Source organism: Patulibacter sp. SYSU D01012, from assembly GCF_017916475.1.
Lineage (GTDB): Bacteria > Actinomycetota > Thermoleophilia > Solirubrobacterales > Solirubrobacteraceae > Patulibacter.
The window spans coordinates 236,272-250,347 of sequence record NZ_JAFMTB010000003.1; the positions used below are offsets into that span (position 1 = coordinate 236,272).

The 14,076-nt window shown below is 77.6% G+C and carries 15 protein-coding genes; 6 read left to right on the top strand and 9 right to left on the bottom strand.

The genetic code is table 11. From position 1 onward, the window contains the following. Window position 1 precedes the first annotated feature (1 nt). Window positions 2-1,018 carry an SPFH domain-containing protein gene (locus J3P29_RS16995; RefSeq protein WP_210495388.1) on the bottom strand — a complete coding sequence of 339 codons (1,017 nt, stop codon included), beginning with the start codon at window positions 1,016-1,018 and terminating at the stop codon, window positions 2-4. A 136-nt stretch (window positions 1,019-1,154) separates the two neighbouring features. Between J3P29_RS16995 and J3P29_RS17000 the strand changes: the two genes are divergently transcribed. Then, the gene (locus tag J3P29_RS17000; protein WP_210495389.1) at window positions 1,155-1,832 is read left to right on the top strand and encodes an NUDIX domain-containing protein; all 678 of its coding nucleotides are present in this window, start codon (window positions 1,155-1,157) and stop codon (window positions 1,830-1,832) included. On the opposite strand, the gene J3P29_RS17005 is transcribed toward J3P29_RS17000, so the two are convergent. Further along, a complete protein-coding gene (locus J3P29_RS17005; RefSeq protein WP_210495390.1) occupies window positions 1,769-2,719 on the bottom strand; it encodes a helix-turn-helix transcriptional regulator in 951 nt (316 codons plus the stop codon). The genes J3P29_RS17000 and J3P29_RS17005 overlap by 64 nt on opposite strands. Window positions 2,720-2,820: 101 nt before the next feature. Between J3P29_RS17005 and J3P29_RS17010 the strand changes: the two genes are divergently transcribed. After that, entirely contained in the window at window positions 2,821-3,597 is a 777-nt protein-coding gene (locus J3P29_RS17010) for an SDR family oxidoreductase (protein WP_210495392.1), read from the top strand. Between the two features lie 13 nt (window positions 3,598-3,610). Here the strand turns inward: J3P29_RS17010 and J3P29_RS17015 are convergent, their stop codons facing one another. Together J3P29_RS17015 and J3P29_RS17020 are read right to left on the bottom strand one after the other, a co-directional pair. Further along, on the bottom strand, window positions 3,611-3,988 hold the full coding sequence (locus J3P29_RS17015) for a hypothetical protein (protein WP_210495393.1): 378 nt from the start codon (window positions 3,986-3,988) through the stop codon (window positions 3,611-3,613). An 80-nt stretch (window positions 3,989-4,068) separates the two neighbouring features. Further along, window positions 4,069-5,463, bottom strand: a complete 1,395-nt coding sequence (locus tag J3P29_RS17020) for a glycosyltransferase family 2 protein (RefSeq protein ID WP_210495395.1) — start codon at window positions 5,461-5,463, stop codon at window positions 4,069-4,071. A gap of 58 nt (window positions 5,464-5,521) precedes the next feature. Here J3P29_RS17020 and J3P29_RS17025 point away from each other — a divergent pair, with 58 nt between their 5' ends. Further along, window positions 5,522-7,792 (top strand): glycosyltransferase, encoded by a 2,271-nt coding sequence (locus J3P29_RS17025; RefSeq protein WP_210495396.1) that lies wholly within the window; start codon window positions 5,522-5,524, stop codon window positions 7,790-7,792. After that, on the top strand, window positions 7,783-8,364 hold the full coding sequence (locus J3P29_RS17030) for a hypothetical protein (RefSeq protein ID WP_210495397.1): 582 nt from the start codon (window positions 7,783-7,785) through the stop codon (window positions 8,362-8,364). The genes J3P29_RS17025 and J3P29_RS17030 overlap by 10 nt, the downstream gene beginning before the upstream one ends. Before the next feature lie 96 nt (window positions 8,365-8,460). On the opposite strand, the gene J3P29_RS20925 is transcribed toward J3P29_RS17030, so the two are convergent. Genes J3P29_RS20925 through J3P29_RS17045 form a run of 3 tightly spaced genes read right to left on the bottom strand, consistent with a single transcriptional unit; the run spans window position 8,461 to window position 11,197 of the window. Then, complete coding sequence (locus J3P29_RS20925) at window positions 8,461-9,744, bottom strand: glycosyltransferase (protein ID WP_210495398.1); 1,284 nt, start codon at window positions 9,742-9,744, stop codon at window positions 8,461-8,463. Continuing rightward, on the bottom strand, window positions 9,741-10,775 hold the full coding sequence (locus J3P29_RS17040; protein WP_210495400.1) for a glycosyltransferase family 4 protein: 1,035 nt from the start codon (window positions 10,773-10,775) through the stop codon (window positions 9,741-9,743). The genes J3P29_RS20925 and J3P29_RS17040 overlap by 4 nt, the downstream gene beginning before the upstream one ends. After that, complete coding sequence (locus J3P29_RS17045; RefSeq protein WP_210495401.1) at window positions 10,772-11,197, bottom strand: hypothetical protein; 426 nt, start codon at window positions 11,195-11,197, stop codon at window positions 10,772-10,774. The genes J3P29_RS17040 and J3P29_RS17045 overlap by 4 nt, the downstream gene beginning before the upstream one ends. On the opposite strand from J3P29_RS17045, the gene J3P29_RS17050 reads away from it, so the two are divergent. Beyond that, entirely contained in the window at window positions 11,198-11,509 is a 312-nt protein-coding gene (locus tag J3P29_RS17050) for a hypothetical protein (protein ID WP_210495402.1), read from the top strand. It abuts the gene before it with no gap. 16 nt (window positions 11,510-11,525) lie between these two features. Here J3P29_RS17050 and J3P29_RS17055 read toward each other — a convergent pair whose 3' ends face one another. Beyond that, window positions 11,526-12,275, bottom strand: a complete 750-nt coding sequence (locus J3P29_RS17055) for an ABC transporter ATP-binding protein (protein ID WP_210495403.1) — start codon at window positions 12,273-12,275, stop codon at window positions 11,526-11,528. Further along, window positions 12,272-13,096 carry an ABC transporter permease gene (locus J3P29_RS17060; protein WP_210495404.1) on the bottom strand — a complete coding sequence of 275 codons (825 nt, stop codon included), beginning with the start codon at window positions 13,094-13,096 and terminating at the stop codon, window positions 12,272-12,274. The genes J3P29_RS17055 and J3P29_RS17060 overlap by 4 nt, the downstream gene beginning before the upstream one ends. 49 nt (window positions 13,097-13,145) lie before the next feature. Here J3P29_RS17060 and J3P29_RS17065 point away from each other — a divergent pair, with 49 nt between their 5' ends. Further along, entirely contained in the window at window positions 13,146-14,072 is a 927-nt protein-coding gene (locus J3P29_RS17065) for a glycosyltransferase family 2 protein (RefSeq protein WP_210495405.1), read from the top strand. Window positions 14,073-14,076: the final 4 nt, after the last annotated feature.

A 14,076-nucleotide genomic window follows, 5' to 3' on the forward strand; every position in this document is an offset into this window, starting at 1 on the left:
GTCAGGCCGCCTTCCCGGCGTCGGCGGCGCCCTGCAGGCCGGCGAGCAGTGGCTGCACCAGGTCCGGGGTGATCGTCAGGTGGTCGACCTTGCCGATCTCGCCGGCGAGCTGCTGCAGCGCCAGCGCCAGCAGCACCTGCGGCCCGGCCTCGGCCTGGATCCGCACGCGCTCGGCCTCGGCGCGCAGCCGGGCGGCCTCGACGGTGTCGATGCTCGCGGCCTGGCGCTCGATCTGCAGCCGGCCCCGCTCGTCGGCGGCCTGCGCCTCGACGAGCTGCGCGGCGGCCGTCTCCTCGGCCTCGTGCCGGCGGTTCTGGCCCTCCTGGCGCACGAGCTCCTCCTGGCGGCGCGCGAGCTCGACGCGGTTCTTCAGCTCGTTCTCGGCGATCGCGCGCTCGTTCTGCACGGCGAGGGCGCGGCGCTCGAACGTCGCCTCGTCGGCGCGCTGCTGGATCGCCTCGCGCGCCGGCTGCTGGAGCGCCTGCTCGACCTCGCTCGTCGGCGCGATCGCGGCGACCCGCACGGCGACGACCTCCAGGCCCAGGTCGGCGAGCGCGGGCTCGGCCCGCAGTCCCGCGCCGATGCTCTCGCGGATCGGGGCGACGCCGTCGCGCAGGATGTCGCGCAGGTCCTGCCCCACCAGCTCGTCGATGACGAACTGCTGCGCGAGCTGGGTGAGCAGGCCGGCCACCTGCTCCATCGGCGTCTCGTTCGGCCGGCCGGTGCGCAGGTCGAGGGTGAAGTCGATGCGCCGGGCCACGCGCTCGGGATCGACCACGCGGAACGTGATGACGCCCTGGACGGTCAGCTCCTGGAAGTCGCGGCTGCGCGCCCGGAACAGGAACGGCAGCTCGCGGTCGTCCACCGGCACCTCGGTGACCGTGGTGCTCGTGGGCCGGAACCAGAACGCCAGGCCGGTGCCGCCGCGGACGGGCCGGCCGCTGCGGAAGCGCTGCACGTGGACCGTGGGCTCGGCCCGCAGGTGCCGCACGAAGGGGTAGCTCTTGATCTCGGCCATGGTCGCTCGTGCTCCTCGTCGGGGTTCGTGTCGCTTTGACAAAAACAACGGTAGGGGCGTAATTGCGGCGTGTCAAGGGCTAATGGTCAATCCGACCGAAACGACGCCGGGGTGCGGGCTGGACTACCCTGGCCGCATGGCGTGGACCGCCCGCAACAGCGAGGGCTACGAGAGCCCGGTGGGCCTGACCGCCGACGTCGTCGTGCTCACGGTGCGGGAGGGGGCCGTGCGGGTGCTGGCCCGGGACGACGCCGGCGGCCGCCGCGCGCTGCCCGGCGGCTTCGTCGGGCCGGGCGAGGCGCCGCTCGACACCGCGCGGCGCAAGCTCGCGGAGAAGACGGGGCTGCGCGACCTGTACCTGGAGCAGCTCGGCGCGTTCGCCGCGCCCGACCGCGATCCCCGCGGCTGGATCCCGACGGTCGCGCACCTGGCGCTCGTGCCGCCGGACACCGCGCCGGGCGATCCCGCGGCGGCGTGGGTCGCCGCGCGCGACGACCACGCCTGGGCCTACGACCACCGCGAGATCCTGAGGACGGCGCTGGATCGCGTCGAGGGCAAGCTGTGGTGGTCGAACGTCTGCGTCGGCATCCTGCCCGGCGCGTTCACGATCGCGGACGCCCGCGCGGTGTACGAGGCGATCGCCCGCACCCGCTACGACGCGGGGACGTTCGCCCGGGACCTGCGCGCGACCGGCCTGATCGAGGCGACGGGCGAGCAGCGACGGGACGGGCCGGGGCGGCCGGCGGCGCTCTACCGGTTCGTCTCGCGGGAGCCGGCCTGGGGCGCGGGGCGCCGCAAGCGCGTGCGCGGCTGACCGGCGTCGCCAATGGTCTCGCCGGTCGGGGCGGCGGGGTCGGCCGCGAACTCCTGGGCGCCGATGACGCTCAGCAGGCGCAGCTTCTCGGCCGTCTCCGACCCCGGCGTGGCCGTGTACACGAGCAGGATCTGCGCGTCGGAGTCGGCCATCAGGATCTGGCAGTGCAGCTCGAGCTCGCCGACCTGCGGGTGCAGGTAGCGCTTGAGCGCGTCGTCCGGGCGCGGCGCCACGTCGTGCTCCGTCCACAGCGCGCGGAACTCGGCGGAGCGCTCCAGGAGCCGGTCGACGAGCTCGGCGCCGCGCACGTCCTCGGGGTGGCGGGCGCGGGCCCGGCGCAGGTTGGCCACGTACGCGCGGCTCAGCCGCTCGTGGTCGGCCTCGTGGTGCCGGCCCCGCCCGTCGGGCTCGACGAACCAGCGGTACACCAGCGAGCGGGAGGGTCCCTCGTGGCCCGTGTCGTCCCCGAACGCCGCGACCGCCAGGGCGTTCTGCGCCAGCGTCTCGCTCAGGTCGGTCTTCACCTCGGCCGGCGTGTCGAGCCGGTCCAGCACCCGCAGCAGCGCGGGGCTGACGTGCTCGGAGCGCGTCGTGCGCGACGGCGGCGTGTGGCCGGCGAGCAGGAACAGGTGGTCGTGCTCGTCCTGGCGCAGCCGCAGCGCGCGGGCGATGGCGGCGAGCATCGGCGGCGACGGCTGCGGGCCCCGGCCCTGCTCGATGCGGGCGTAGTAGTCCGTCGACATGCTGGCCAGCAGGGCGACCTCCTCGCGGCGCAGGCCGGCGGCGCGGCGGCGGGATCCCCGGCCCAGCCCCACGTCCTCGGGCTGCAGCGCCTCGCGGCGGCGGCGCAGGAAGTCCGCGAGCTGCGGCCGGTCGAAGCGCTCCATGACCCCAGTATGCGGCGGGGCGGGCGGCGCAGCCAGGGATCGGCGATCCCTGGCTCGACGGGTCTCTTCCGCCCGGCGCGGCGCCGCGGGACCGTGGACCCATGACCACCACCAGCCCCGCTCCCCGCATCGCCCTGATCACCGGCGGCGGCCGCGGCCTCGGCCGCGCCACCGCGCTGGCGCTCGCCGCCGCCGGCGTCGACCCGATCGTCACCTACGTCCAGGGCGCCGACCGGGCCGACGAGGTCGTCGCCGAGGCCCGCGCCCTGGGCCGCCGCGCCGCCGCGCTGCGCCTCGACGCCGCCGACACCGGCTCGTTCGCCGCCTTCGCCGACGCCCTGCGCGCCACGCTGCGCGACGAGTTCGACGGCGCCGCGGCGGTCGACGTCCTCGTCAACAACGCCGGCACCGCGCACTACGGGGCGTTCGCCGACACGACCGAGGAGCAGTTCGACGCCGTCTTCGCCGTCCACGTCAAGGGCGTCTTCTTCCTGACCCAGGCGCTGCTGCCGCTGCTCGCCGACGGCGGCCAGATCGTCACCCTGGGCTCGGGCCTGACGCGTCTGACCATGCCCGGATCGGGCACCTACGCCGCGGCGAAGGGCGCGATCGACGTCCTCACCCGGTACCTGGCGCTCGAGCTCGCCGGCCGCGGCATCACCGCCAACGTCGTCGCTCCCGGCGCCGTCCCGACGGACTTCGGCGACGGGCACCTGCGCGAGGACCCGGCGCTGCAGGAGCTGGTGGTCGGACAGACCGCCCTCGGGCGCCTGGCGACCGCGGACGACATCGGCGCGGCGATCGCCGGACTGGTGACGGCGTCCGGGCGGTGGATCACGGGGCAGCGGATCGAGGCGTCCGGCGGGCTGCGGCTCTGAGGGGGGCGCCCGGTCACGGGCGGTCGCCGGGGCGCCACGGGTCGTTCCGCAGCGATCCCGGCACCCCCAGGACGCCCGTGCTGCCGAGCAGGCCGACGACGAACACGGTGGCGGCGTCCGCCCACGTGACGGGCCAGTCGTCGGCGCCGGCGGCCCCGGCCAGGGCGACCGCCGCGGCGACGGCCAGCACCAGCCCCGGAGCCACGCGGGACCGGACGGCGTCCCGCCGCCGGGCGATCCCCAGCGCGAGCAGGAGCCAGGCGGCCACGCCGCCCGTCACGGCGACGGCGACGGTGTCGGTGTGGGGCGCCCACGGCGCCTTGAACGGGTTGCCCAGGTGGGGCAGCAGGTAGAGCCCGCCCGCGACGGCGCCCACGACGAGCGCGCCCATCCGGCAGGACCAGAGATCGACGCGAGGGCGGCCGGGGCGGCGCGTCCACGGGCCGCGCCTTCGCGCGGGTCGGGCGTGCCTCACGGGCGGACGGTGACGGTCCCGACGGCGTCGCCCTCGCCGGCCTCCCACGGGCCCGCCGGCCGCGCGGCGACGCGCAGCTCCCAGTCCCCCAGCGCGACGGGTGCGTTGAGCGCGAGGACGGCCGACCGGCGCCCGCCGCGCCGGCGGCGGGGCAGGGCGAGCGACGGGCCCTCGACGCGCTCGCCGGCGGCGGACGTCCAGCGCGCGCGCAGCAGGCGCGGCGCGGAGCCGTCAGCCGTCACGTGGCAGCGGATCGCCAGCATGTCGGCCGGCCGGGCGCGGCGGGGCAGGTCCGCGGCGACCACCGACCGCCCGGCCGGGGCCGGCGCGGCGGCGGGCTCCGGCTCCGGCGGCCCGGGAGTCCGTGCGGCTGCGGGCGCCGGCACCGCGGGCCACCGCCGCGCGGGGCGCGCGATCCGGGCGGGGACGACCAGGCGCCAGGCGATCCGGCGCCAGAACGCGGGCTCGCGGCCGAGGATGCGGGCGAAGGTCCAGAGGAGCCAGGCGCTGTCGCGCGGCGTGCGCAAGCGGTCGGCCCGGACGTGGGCGACGGTGCCGAGCGCCTCCAGGCCCCGGCGGTAGCGTCGCCGCGCCGCGCGCCGACCGGGACTGCGCGCGCCGACGACCGCGCCCCACGTCGCGTCGAGGTGCATCAGCAGCTCGCCCTGCAGCCGCGGGCCCCGGTCGAGGATCGCGTCGACGTTGCCCGACCGGGCGTCGACGAGCTTCTCCGGGCACCACAGCCAGGCGCCGTCCGTCCCGACGATCCGCAGCGGGACGGCGACGTGCGGGTACCACGACCCGGCGTGGTCCGCGCTCGCCCGCAGCGCCGGGCCGGCCTCGATCCAGCGACGCCGGCGGACCACCAGCGTCGAGACGCCCGACATGATCCAGCCCACGGCCCCGACGACGGCGTCGGCGCCGCGCAGCACCGTCACCTCGTCCAGCTCCGCCGGGACGACGGGCGTGGTCTGGTCGCGCACGGGGTCACGGAGGTGCCGGTCGAGCACGACTTCGTCGACCGTCATCCCGTCGATCTCGGGGTGCGCCTGGAGCAGCGCGAGCGCGCGGTCGAGCGCGCCCGGCCGGAGCCGGTCGTCGGACGACAGGAGCCAGCACCAGTCGCCGGTCGCCTGCTCGACGACGAGGTCGAGGTTGCGGGCGAAGCCCACGTTGCGCGGGTTGCGGGCGTACGAGACGGGCAGCCCGGCGGCCGCGAGCTCGGCGACCACCGCGTCGGTCCCGTCCTGCGAGGCGTTGTCGCGCACCGCGACGTCGACCCGGCCGGCGTGCTCGGGGCGGAGCTGCTCCGCGATCGACGTCAGGGTGTCGCGGATCGTCCGTGCGCGGCCGTCGTGGGTCGGCACGCAGACCGTCAGCGTCGGGGGCATCCGGCCCGATCCTGCCCGGCGCGGAGACCTCGCGCAACCGCTGCTAGCGTGCCGCCGCGTGCGGCTGTCCGTCTGCATCCCGACGCACGACGGCCGCCGCGACGCGCTCGCCGAGGCCCTGGCGGCGCTGACCGACCAGCTCGGCCCGCAGCACGCCGGACGCGTGGAGATCTGCGTGACCGACAACGCCTCGGCCGACGGGACGGAGGAGCTCGTCGCCCGGCTGGCGCGCGTCCATCCGATCGTCTACCGACGCCACGACCGCGACCTCGGCGCGGGGCGGAACGTGCTCGCGGCGGCGGCCCTCGGCGCCGGCGACTGGCTGTGGCTGCACTCGTCCGACGACGCGGTCGTCCCCGGGGCGATCGACGCCGTGCTCGCGTGGGTGGAGCACGCCCCGGCGCTCGCCGGGCTGTCGCTGGGCCGGGCGCGGTGGGACCAGACCATGCGCTTCGAGATCGAGCCGGAGCCCGCCGCGCTCCGCCCGGACGACCCGGACCGCCGGCGGATCTTCCGCGACCCGCGCGAGGCCATCGCCCAGACCGGCCTGATGCAGACGTACCTGACGTCGACGGTCATCCGCCGCGGCGCGTGGATCGCGGCGGTCGCCCGCGATCCCGATCGGCCGCTGCGCGTCGCCCCGAACTTCCCCCACACGTACGTGGTCGGCCGGGCGCTGCTCGACGGCGCCGGCGGCTGGGGGTGGGAGCCGCGCAAGCTCGTGCGGACCCGGACGACCGCCGAGCCGCCTCCCGAGCTGGGCGGCAGCCACGTCGCCGCCGGCGTCAGCCTGTCGACGCAGGTCGAACGGCTGTGGCGCGCGCTGCTGGGCCCGCGGGACGCGACCCTCGCGCGCCTGCGCGAGCGCCTCCGGCAGGTCTGGGCACCGCCGGAGTGGATCGAGATGGTCAAGCTCGGCCCGCAGGCCAGCACGGCGACCGACCTGCGGCTGCTCGGGCTCGTGCGGCCGCTGTGGCGCCTGCCCCGGTTCTGGACGCGCACGGCGCCGCGGCTGGCCCTGCCGCACCTCCTCCTCCATGCCGTCCGCTCGGCGCGCCTGCGCGTGCCGCCGATGCGCGCGGTGCCCGCGGGGTGCCGGGGCGGGGCCCGGATCGCGGTCGAGGGCCCGACGAGGGTCGAGGTCGGCACGTTCGTGTCCCTGCGCTGCACGCTCGAGGCGGGCGACGGGCCGGCGTTGCGCACCGCGCTGCCCGCGCCGGTGTACCTGGACGTCGCCTGGCGTGGGTCGCCCGACGGAGGCGGACCGGCGACGCTGCGGCGGGCGCTGCCGCGGCCCGTGCGGCGCGGGCGCCCGGTCGTGATGGAGGTGATGACCTCGGCGCCGTGGCAGCCGGGCGATCACGAGCTGACGGTCGCGCTGGTCCAGGAGGACGGCGCGGGGAACGCGATCGCCGAGGTCGCGCCCGCGCACGTCGCCACCGTGCACGTCGTGCCCCGGCCCCGCGACGACGGGTTCGGCCCGTGGGACGAGGACCCTCCGGACGCGGAGGCCGAGGACGAGCGACTCGCGGCGCTCCGGACCGAGGTCGACCGGATCGAGACCTGGTGGCACTCGATCGACCTGGGCGGGGTCGTCACGCCGGGCGTCAAGACGCCGGAGCTCCTGAGGACGGAGCAGGCCCGCCTGCGCCTGCCGGACCTGCGGGGCCGCACGGTGCTCGACGTCGGCGCCTGGGACGACTTCTACGCCTTCGCCGCCGAGCGGGCCGGGGCGGCGCGCGTGGTCGCGCTCGACCACCTCGTCTGGTCGATCGAGGTGGGCGCGTTCACCCGCGCGTGGACGCGGGCGCTGGCAGACCTCCCGCCCGGACGACGGCCGCCCGACGCCCTCGACGTGGCGCGGGCGTCCGACGACTGGGATCCGGTCGGCCTTCCCGGCCGGGCCGGCTTCGACCTCGCGCACCGGACGCTCGGCAGCGCGGTCGAACCCGTCGTCCTGGACTTCGCGCACGACGACCTCGATCCGCTCGGGCGCTTCGACGTCGTGCTGTTCCTCGGCGTCCTCTACCACCTGCGCGACCCGCTCGACGCGCTGCGCCGCGTCCACGCCCGCTGCGACGAGCTGGCGATCATCGAGACCGAGGCGATCGCGATCGGGGGCCATCCCGACGCGGCGGCCGCGCAGTTCATGGGCACCCGGAAGCGCCTCGGCGACCCGACGAACTGGTGGGCGCCCACCGCGGCCGGCCTGGAGCGCTGGTGCCTGGCCGCGGGGTTCTCGCGCGTCGAGCGCGTCAGCGGCCGCCTGCCGACGCCGCCCGCCGGCACCACGACCCCGTGCCGCGTGACCGTGCACGCGTGGCGATGAGGCGCCTGCGCGCCCGGGCGGCGATCGGGCGCGTGCGCGGCGCCGCGTCGGCGGCGGTGCGCCGCCGGGTGGCGTCGGGGCGCGGGACCGCGCGCCCCGCGCCCGTCGGCGTGCTGACGGGGCTCGACCTGGCCGGGCTCGTCGTGCTCGACGTCGGTCCGACGGAGGGCGCGGTGGTCGCCGCGGCCACCCGGGCCGGGGCGGCGCGGGCCGTCGCCGCGCCCGGCCTCGACGTCGCGGCGGGCCCCGCCGACGTGGTCGTGGTGCGGAACCTGCACCGGGCCGCGGACCCCGCCGGGACGGCGTGGCGCCTGCGCGAGCTCGCCCGCGGCGTGGCGGTCGTCGCGACCCCCGCGACGGAGTGGCCCGGCCACGAGGAGCGCGGCCTGCTGGAGATCCGGCCCGGCGACGCCGCGGGGCCGGTGGCGTGGTCGCCCAGCGCGGACGGGGTGCGCGAGCTGCTCCTCGCGGCGGGCTTCGTCGACATCCGCGTCGTCGCCGGCCCACCCCCGTACCGCCGGCGCGGCTGGCGGCCCGTCCACTACGGCCTGGTGGTGCACGCCCGGCCGTGAGCGACGCGCCCGCGGTCGGGCGGACACCGCCGCCGACGCCCGGCGAGCGCCCAACGTCGGACGGTGGACCCGCAGGCCGGACCCGGGAGCGCGGCGCTACCCGGCGAGGGTGGCGATCGCCTCGGCGGCCGCCTCCAGCGAGCGCTCGGCCCCGGCGTCGTCGTCCGCGGCGAGCGCCCGGCCGACCCGGTCGCCGAGCGCGAGCAGCGGCGCGAGGCGCGTGGTTTCCTCGAGGAACGCCGCGATGCCGTCGGCGTAGGCCCGCGGGGTGCGCGTCGCGGCCCAGCGGGCCCCCGCGGCGCCCAGGCGCCGGCGCCCTGTCGGGTCGGCGACCAGCCGCTCCAGCGTCGCGGCCAGCGCGTCCAGGTCGCCGGGCGGGACCTTGGCGACGACGTCCCCGGGCACGTCGCGGAACGACCCTCCGGTGGAGACGACGACGGGCCGGCCGGTGGCCGCCTGCCGGAGCAGCGACGCGGACGCCCCCTCCGTGGACGGGTGGCGCAGGTTCACGAAGACGTGCGCGGACGCCAGCAGCGCGTCCAGCCGGTCGTCCGGCACGTAGCCGGACAGTCGCACGACGTCGTCCAGGCCGGCGCGCGCGATCCGCGCGCGCAGGTCGCGCACGTAGCGGTCGTCGGCGAGCGTCCCGGCCACGACGTAGCGGACGCGGCGGGCCAGGTCGCGGCGCGCGGCGAGGACGGCGACCACGTCCTCGATCCGGCGGTTCGCGGTCACGCCGCCCAGGCCGACGAGCACCACCGCCGCGCCGGCGCTCGGCTCCGGGAGCGGCGGGCGCGGGGCGGCCGGCAGCGGCAGGCGGGCGACGGGGCCGGCCCACGCGGCGCGGACGTCGGCCTCGAGCGCGCGGCCGTGGACCACGACGCCGGTCGCGCCGGCGAGCGCCTCGGCGACCAGCGGCGCCCGCTCCCAGGTGTCGACGGCGCTCCACAGGTCGCGGCCCGCGCGGGCGTCGGCCACCGCCCGCGCCGCCCGCGGGCCGTGGTGCAGCGCCACGGCCCGCAGGTAGCGCCCCGTCGACCACGTGCGGTCCGCGACGAGACCGCCGTACAGGTGGCGCAGCACGGCGTCGTGCAGCACCACGACCCCGGGTCGCGCGCCCGCCACCGCGAGCACGGCGCGGTGCGACGCCAGGTCGTTGCCGACGTTGTAGACGACGGCGTCGGCGCGGTGCAGGCGCGCGAGCGCGTGCGGGTGCCGCGTGAACCGCACGATCGGCGCGACGGGCGCCCGCAGCCGCCCTCGGCCCTCCGGCACCCACAGCTCGACGTCGTGGTCGGCCGCCAGCGCCTCGACCACGTCGCGCGAGAAGTCGGCGATCGCGCTGCGCCCCCCGTAGGTGGTGAACCAGGCGATCCTCACCGCAGCAGCTCCGCGGCGACGCGGTCCCACCGCAGGTCGAGGGCCGCCAGCTGGTCGTGGGCGTTCGCGCCGAGCCGCGCCGCCTCGCGCCGGTCCGACGCGAGCGCGTCGATCGCCGCCGCGAGCGCGCGCGGCTCCGGCGGCCGCACTAGGCCGGTCTCGCCGTCGCGCACGAACAGGGTGGGGCCGCCGGCGTCCGTGCTCGTGATCGTGGCGCGGCCGGCGGCCGCGGCCTCGAGCGTCACGTACCCGTAGTCCTCGTCGCGCGGGACGAAGGCCACCGCGAGCGCGCCGGCCAGCAGCTCGACCTTCTCGGGCTCGGGGATCCACCGGGGCAGCAGCGTCACGCGGTCGGCGACCCCGTGCCGGTGGACGGCCGCGCGCAGCGTCTCCAGCTCCACCGTGGTCGCGGCCGGCCCGGCCAGGACCAGGCGCACCGGCGCGCGCACGTGGCGCATCGCCTCGACGAGCAGCACCTGTCGCTTGGCGGACGAGATCCGGCTGGGGGCGAAGACGTAGTCGCCGTACGAGCCCGCGCGGAAGGCGCCGGGGGCGGCGAGCGGCGGCAGCAGGGGCGTGGACGCGATCCCGTTGAAGCGCCGCAGGCGGTCCGAGACGACGGGCGAGATCGTGTGCACCCGGCGCGCCTCGGGCAGCCACGCGTCGTCCGCGCGCCGGACGGCGTCGCGCACGGCCCGACCCTGTGCGGTGTCGGGCAGTCCGCCGGCGGGGTCGCCCCACAGGTCGTAGGCCGCGCGGTGCTGGTGCACGAGCCACAGCACCTTGTCGGGGTGGGGGACGAGGTAGGCCGGGAACTTCAGGCCGATCACGCGGTCGGCCTCGTCCAGCCGCCACAGCCGGGCGGCGAGCAGGTGGTCGAGCAGCCGGTCCGGCGGATGCCAGCGGAACGGCAGGCCCACCAGCTCGACCTGCGCGCCGTGCTCGCGCAACGCGCCGAGCAGCCCCTCCGCGAGCACCTCGGCGCCGCCGCGGACGAACGGCACCTGCGCCGTCGCGATCGCGACCCTCATCGCACGAGCGCGGCGGCCGCGCGGGTCCAGGCGTCGGCGTCGTCCGGCCGCGGGAGGGGCAGCAGCTGCGCCGGCACGTCCGCGGCGGCCAGGCGGGCCCGGACGTCCTCGTCGGCCGCGCGCACGGCGGGCGCCCCGGCGACCGCCGCCCGCACGGACGGCACCTCGAGGCCGTCCGGGTCGACGAGCCAGACGCGCCGGGCCGGGTGCTCCAGCAGGGCGGCGCGCGCGTCCAGGCAGAGCACGCGATCCGCGCCCACGTCCGTCAGCCGGCACGCCGCCGCGACGTGGACGCCGCGCGGCAGCCGCACGCGGTCGACCGCGTCGCCGCGGCCGCGGCAGGCGGCGGCCAGCGCGTCCGCGACGGCGTCCGCGGACCCGGACGCGAAGGGGACGGACGTCGTCGCGACTACGATCCGCACGTGACGTCCGCCGAGGAGGAGACGGCCCCGTTCGACGTGGCCGCGCGCATCCGCGGGGCCCGGGACCGGGAGCGCGCGTTCCGCGGCGCGCCCGCCGTCGTCCGGTCGCCGGCCGCGCTGCGCGACCGGCTGCTCGCGGGGCTCGCGGCCCTCGACGGGCCCCGCCAGGCGGGCGACCGCGCGCTGACCGCGCTCGCCGTCCGGCACCCTCGCCTGGGCGGCCGGCTGCGCGGGCTCGCCAGTCGCGCGCTCGTGGCGCGGGACGCGGCCGCCGACCGAGCCCGCCGGGGCGTCCGGCCGCGCGGCCGCTGACGGCGCGGCGCCGCGCTCACGCCGGCACCCGGAGGGCCGACTCGTACGCCTCGACCACGTCCTGCGGGTCGCCGTCGGCGACGATCCGGCCCCCGTCCAGCCAGATCGCGCGGGTCGCCCGCTCGGCGAGCGCCGGCAGGTCGTGCGAGACGAGGACGACGGCGGCGCCGCCGCGCATCAGCGCGTCCATCCGCTCGCCGGAGCGCTCGCTGAACGCGGCGTCGCCGACGGACAGGATCTCGTCGACGATCAGCACCTCGGGCGACGTGTCGGTGCAGATCGCGAAGGCCAGGCGGGCGAGCATGCCGGACGAGTACGTGCGGATCGGCGTGTCCAGGAACGGCGTCAGCTCGGCCCACGCGGCGATCGCCTCGAGCCGCTCGCGCATCAGCGCGGGCGGCCGGCCGAGCAGCGACCCGTAGAGCACGATGTTCTCGCGGCCCGTCAGGTCGGGGCTGAAGCCGGCGCCCAGCTCGATCATCGCCGCGACGTGGCCGCGCACGACGACCCGCCCCTCGGTCGGCGGCAGGATGCCGGCGATCACCTTCATCAGGGTGCTCTTGCCCGCGCCGTTCGTGCCGACGACGCCCAGGATCTCTCCGGGCCGCACCTGGAGCGTCACGTCGGCGAGGGCCTGCCGGCGCTCGTAGCGGACGTGGCGCCGCGTCAGCTCGATGGCGAACGCCTTCAGGCTGCTCGCCCCGTGCTGGGCCTGGCGGTAGGCGAGCCCGGCGGCGCGCAGGTCGATGGCGGGCTCGGCGCTCACAGGACGGTGATCGCGCCGCGGCGCAGCGCGTTGTGGACGGCGCGCCCGAGCAGGATGCTCGTCCCGGCCGACAGCACCACGGCCAGCCACGACACGGGATGACCCAGGCCGTGGCCGTAGAGCAGGTCGCGGAACAGGGTCACGAAGTGGTAGATCGGGTTCAGGTGCTCGATCCAGCGGAAGCGCTCGGGCACGATCTCGGGCGGGTAGAAGACCGGGGCCAGGTAGCCGATCAGCGGCACGAAGATCGTCAGCAGGTCGAGCGTGTCGGGGAAGCGGACGACGATCGGCGCGAGCGCCAGACCCAGGCCGAGCGCGAACACGACGAGCAGGAGGACGACGGGCACGACCAGCGGCAGCGCCGGGCTCGGCGCCACGCCGCTGACCAGCATCACGAGCGCGAGCGGAAGCAGGGTGAAGCCGAACGTGATCGTGTTCGCCCCGGCCGTGGCGAGCGAGAAGACGGCGGGCGCGATCCGCACCTTGCTCAGCACGTCCGCGTGGTGCGCCATCGATCCGGCGGTGCCGAGGAGCGTCTGCCGGAAGCAGTTGAAGACGAGCACGCCCGCGAGCACGAACACGGCGTACGGCACGCCGGGCACCGCGAAGCGGAACACCTGCGAGAAGACGATCCACAGGACCGCCGTCTCGAGCAGCGGGTTGAGCAGCGTCCACCAGACGCCCAGGACGGAGCGCTTGTAGCGCACGACGATGTCGCGGGCCACGAGCACCCGCAGCAGGCTGCGGCTCCGCCAGGCGGCGCGGGCGTCCTGCAGGACCGAGGGCGCCGGGGCGGCGGAGTCGTAGATCGGCGCGGACACCGGCGCGAGTATCGCAACGGTGGCCGCGACAGGGGTATCGTGCGCGGCGATGGAGCCCGTCGCGGACGCGTCGACCACGCTCACGGTCGTCGTGCCCGCGTGGGACGACTACGCTCACCTGCTGCTCGACGAGGCCATCGACAGCCTGCGGGCGCAGCGACCACGCCCCGCGATCCTCGTCGTCGACAACGCCTCGACGGTCCCGATCGCGCCGCGGCCCGGCGTCGAGGTGCTGCGCACCGACCGTCGCCTGACCGTCGGGATGGCCCGCAACCGGGGGCTGGAGCGGGTGACGACGCCGTGGGCGATGCTGTGGGACGCGGACGACGTGATGCTGCCCGGCACCGTCTCCGAGCTCCTCGCGACGGCGCGCGCGACGCCCGCGGCCGTCGTGGTCGCGTCCGGCATCATCGACGGGGCGACGGGTCGCCGGCACCACTGGCCGCGGCCCTGGACGACGGTCCTCGCGCGGGCGCCGCGGGTCTACGCCCTCGTGCACGCCGTCAGCTCGCTCTTCCCGACGACCGGCGCGCTCCTGCGGACGGACGTCGTGCTCGACGGCGGCGGGTTCGCCGACACCGACGGGGGCGACGACTGGGTCGTCGGCCTGTCGCTCGCCCTGCGCGGCCGCGTGGTGGTGCACCCCCGCCTGGGCCGCGTCTACCGGCGCCATCGGGGGTCGCTCTCGGCGGACTGGACCGGGACGGACGACATCGTCCGCCACGCCGCGCTCGTGCGCGGCCGGCTGGCGCACGACCCCGCGGCCCCGGCCTGCGTGCGCGCGGCCCTGCCGGCGGTCCGGCTCGCCCAGCACGTCGTCATCCGCGTGCTGCGGCCCCTCTCGCGCCGGCTCCCCGGTCGCCGCCGCGAGCTGCAGCCGCTGCCCGATCTGCCCGTGGAGCCCGCGACGGCGACGGCGGACGCCCCCCGCGCCGCCGAGGCCCGCGTGACCCAGGCCCACGCCGACCGTCGCTGAGCGG

What these genes read in the sequence shown, in the direction of transcription:
- J3P29_RS16995 (WP_210495388.1), bottom strand. Translation starts at nt 1,018, where the DNA reads ATGGCCGAGATCAAGAGCTACCCCTTCGTGCGGCACCTGCGGGCCGAG.
- J3P29_RS17000 (WP_210495389.1), top strand. Translation starts at nt 1,155, where the DNA reads ATGGCGTGGACCGCCCGCAACAGCGAGGGCTACGAGAGCCCGGTGGGC.
- J3P29_RS17005 (WP_210495390.1), bottom strand. Translation starts at nt 2,719, where the DNA reads ATGGAGCGCTTCGACCGGCCGCAGCTCGCGGACTTCCTGCGCCGCCGC.
- J3P29_RS17010 (WP_210495392.1), top strand. Translation starts at nt 2,821, where the DNA reads ATGACCACCACCAGCCCCGCTCCCCGCATCGCCCTGATCACCGGCGGC.
- J3P29_RS17015 (WP_210495393.1), bottom strand. Translation starts at nt 3,988, where the DNA reads ATGGGCGCGCTCGTCGTGGGCGCCGTCGCGGGCGGGCTCTACCTGCTG.
- J3P29_RS17020 (WP_210495395.1), bottom strand. Translation starts at nt 5,463, where the DNA reads ATGCCCCCGACGCTGACGGTCTGCGTGCCGACCCACGACGGCCGCGCA.
- J3P29_RS17040 (WP_210495400.1), bottom strand. Translation starts at nt 10,775, where the DNA reads ATGAGGGTCGCGATCGCGACGGCGCAGGTGCCGTTCGTCCGCGGCGGC.
- J3P29_RS17065 (WP_210495405.1), top strand. Translation starts at nt 13,146, where the DNA reads ATGGAGCCCGTCGCGGACGCGTCGACCACGCTCACGGTCGTCGTGCCC.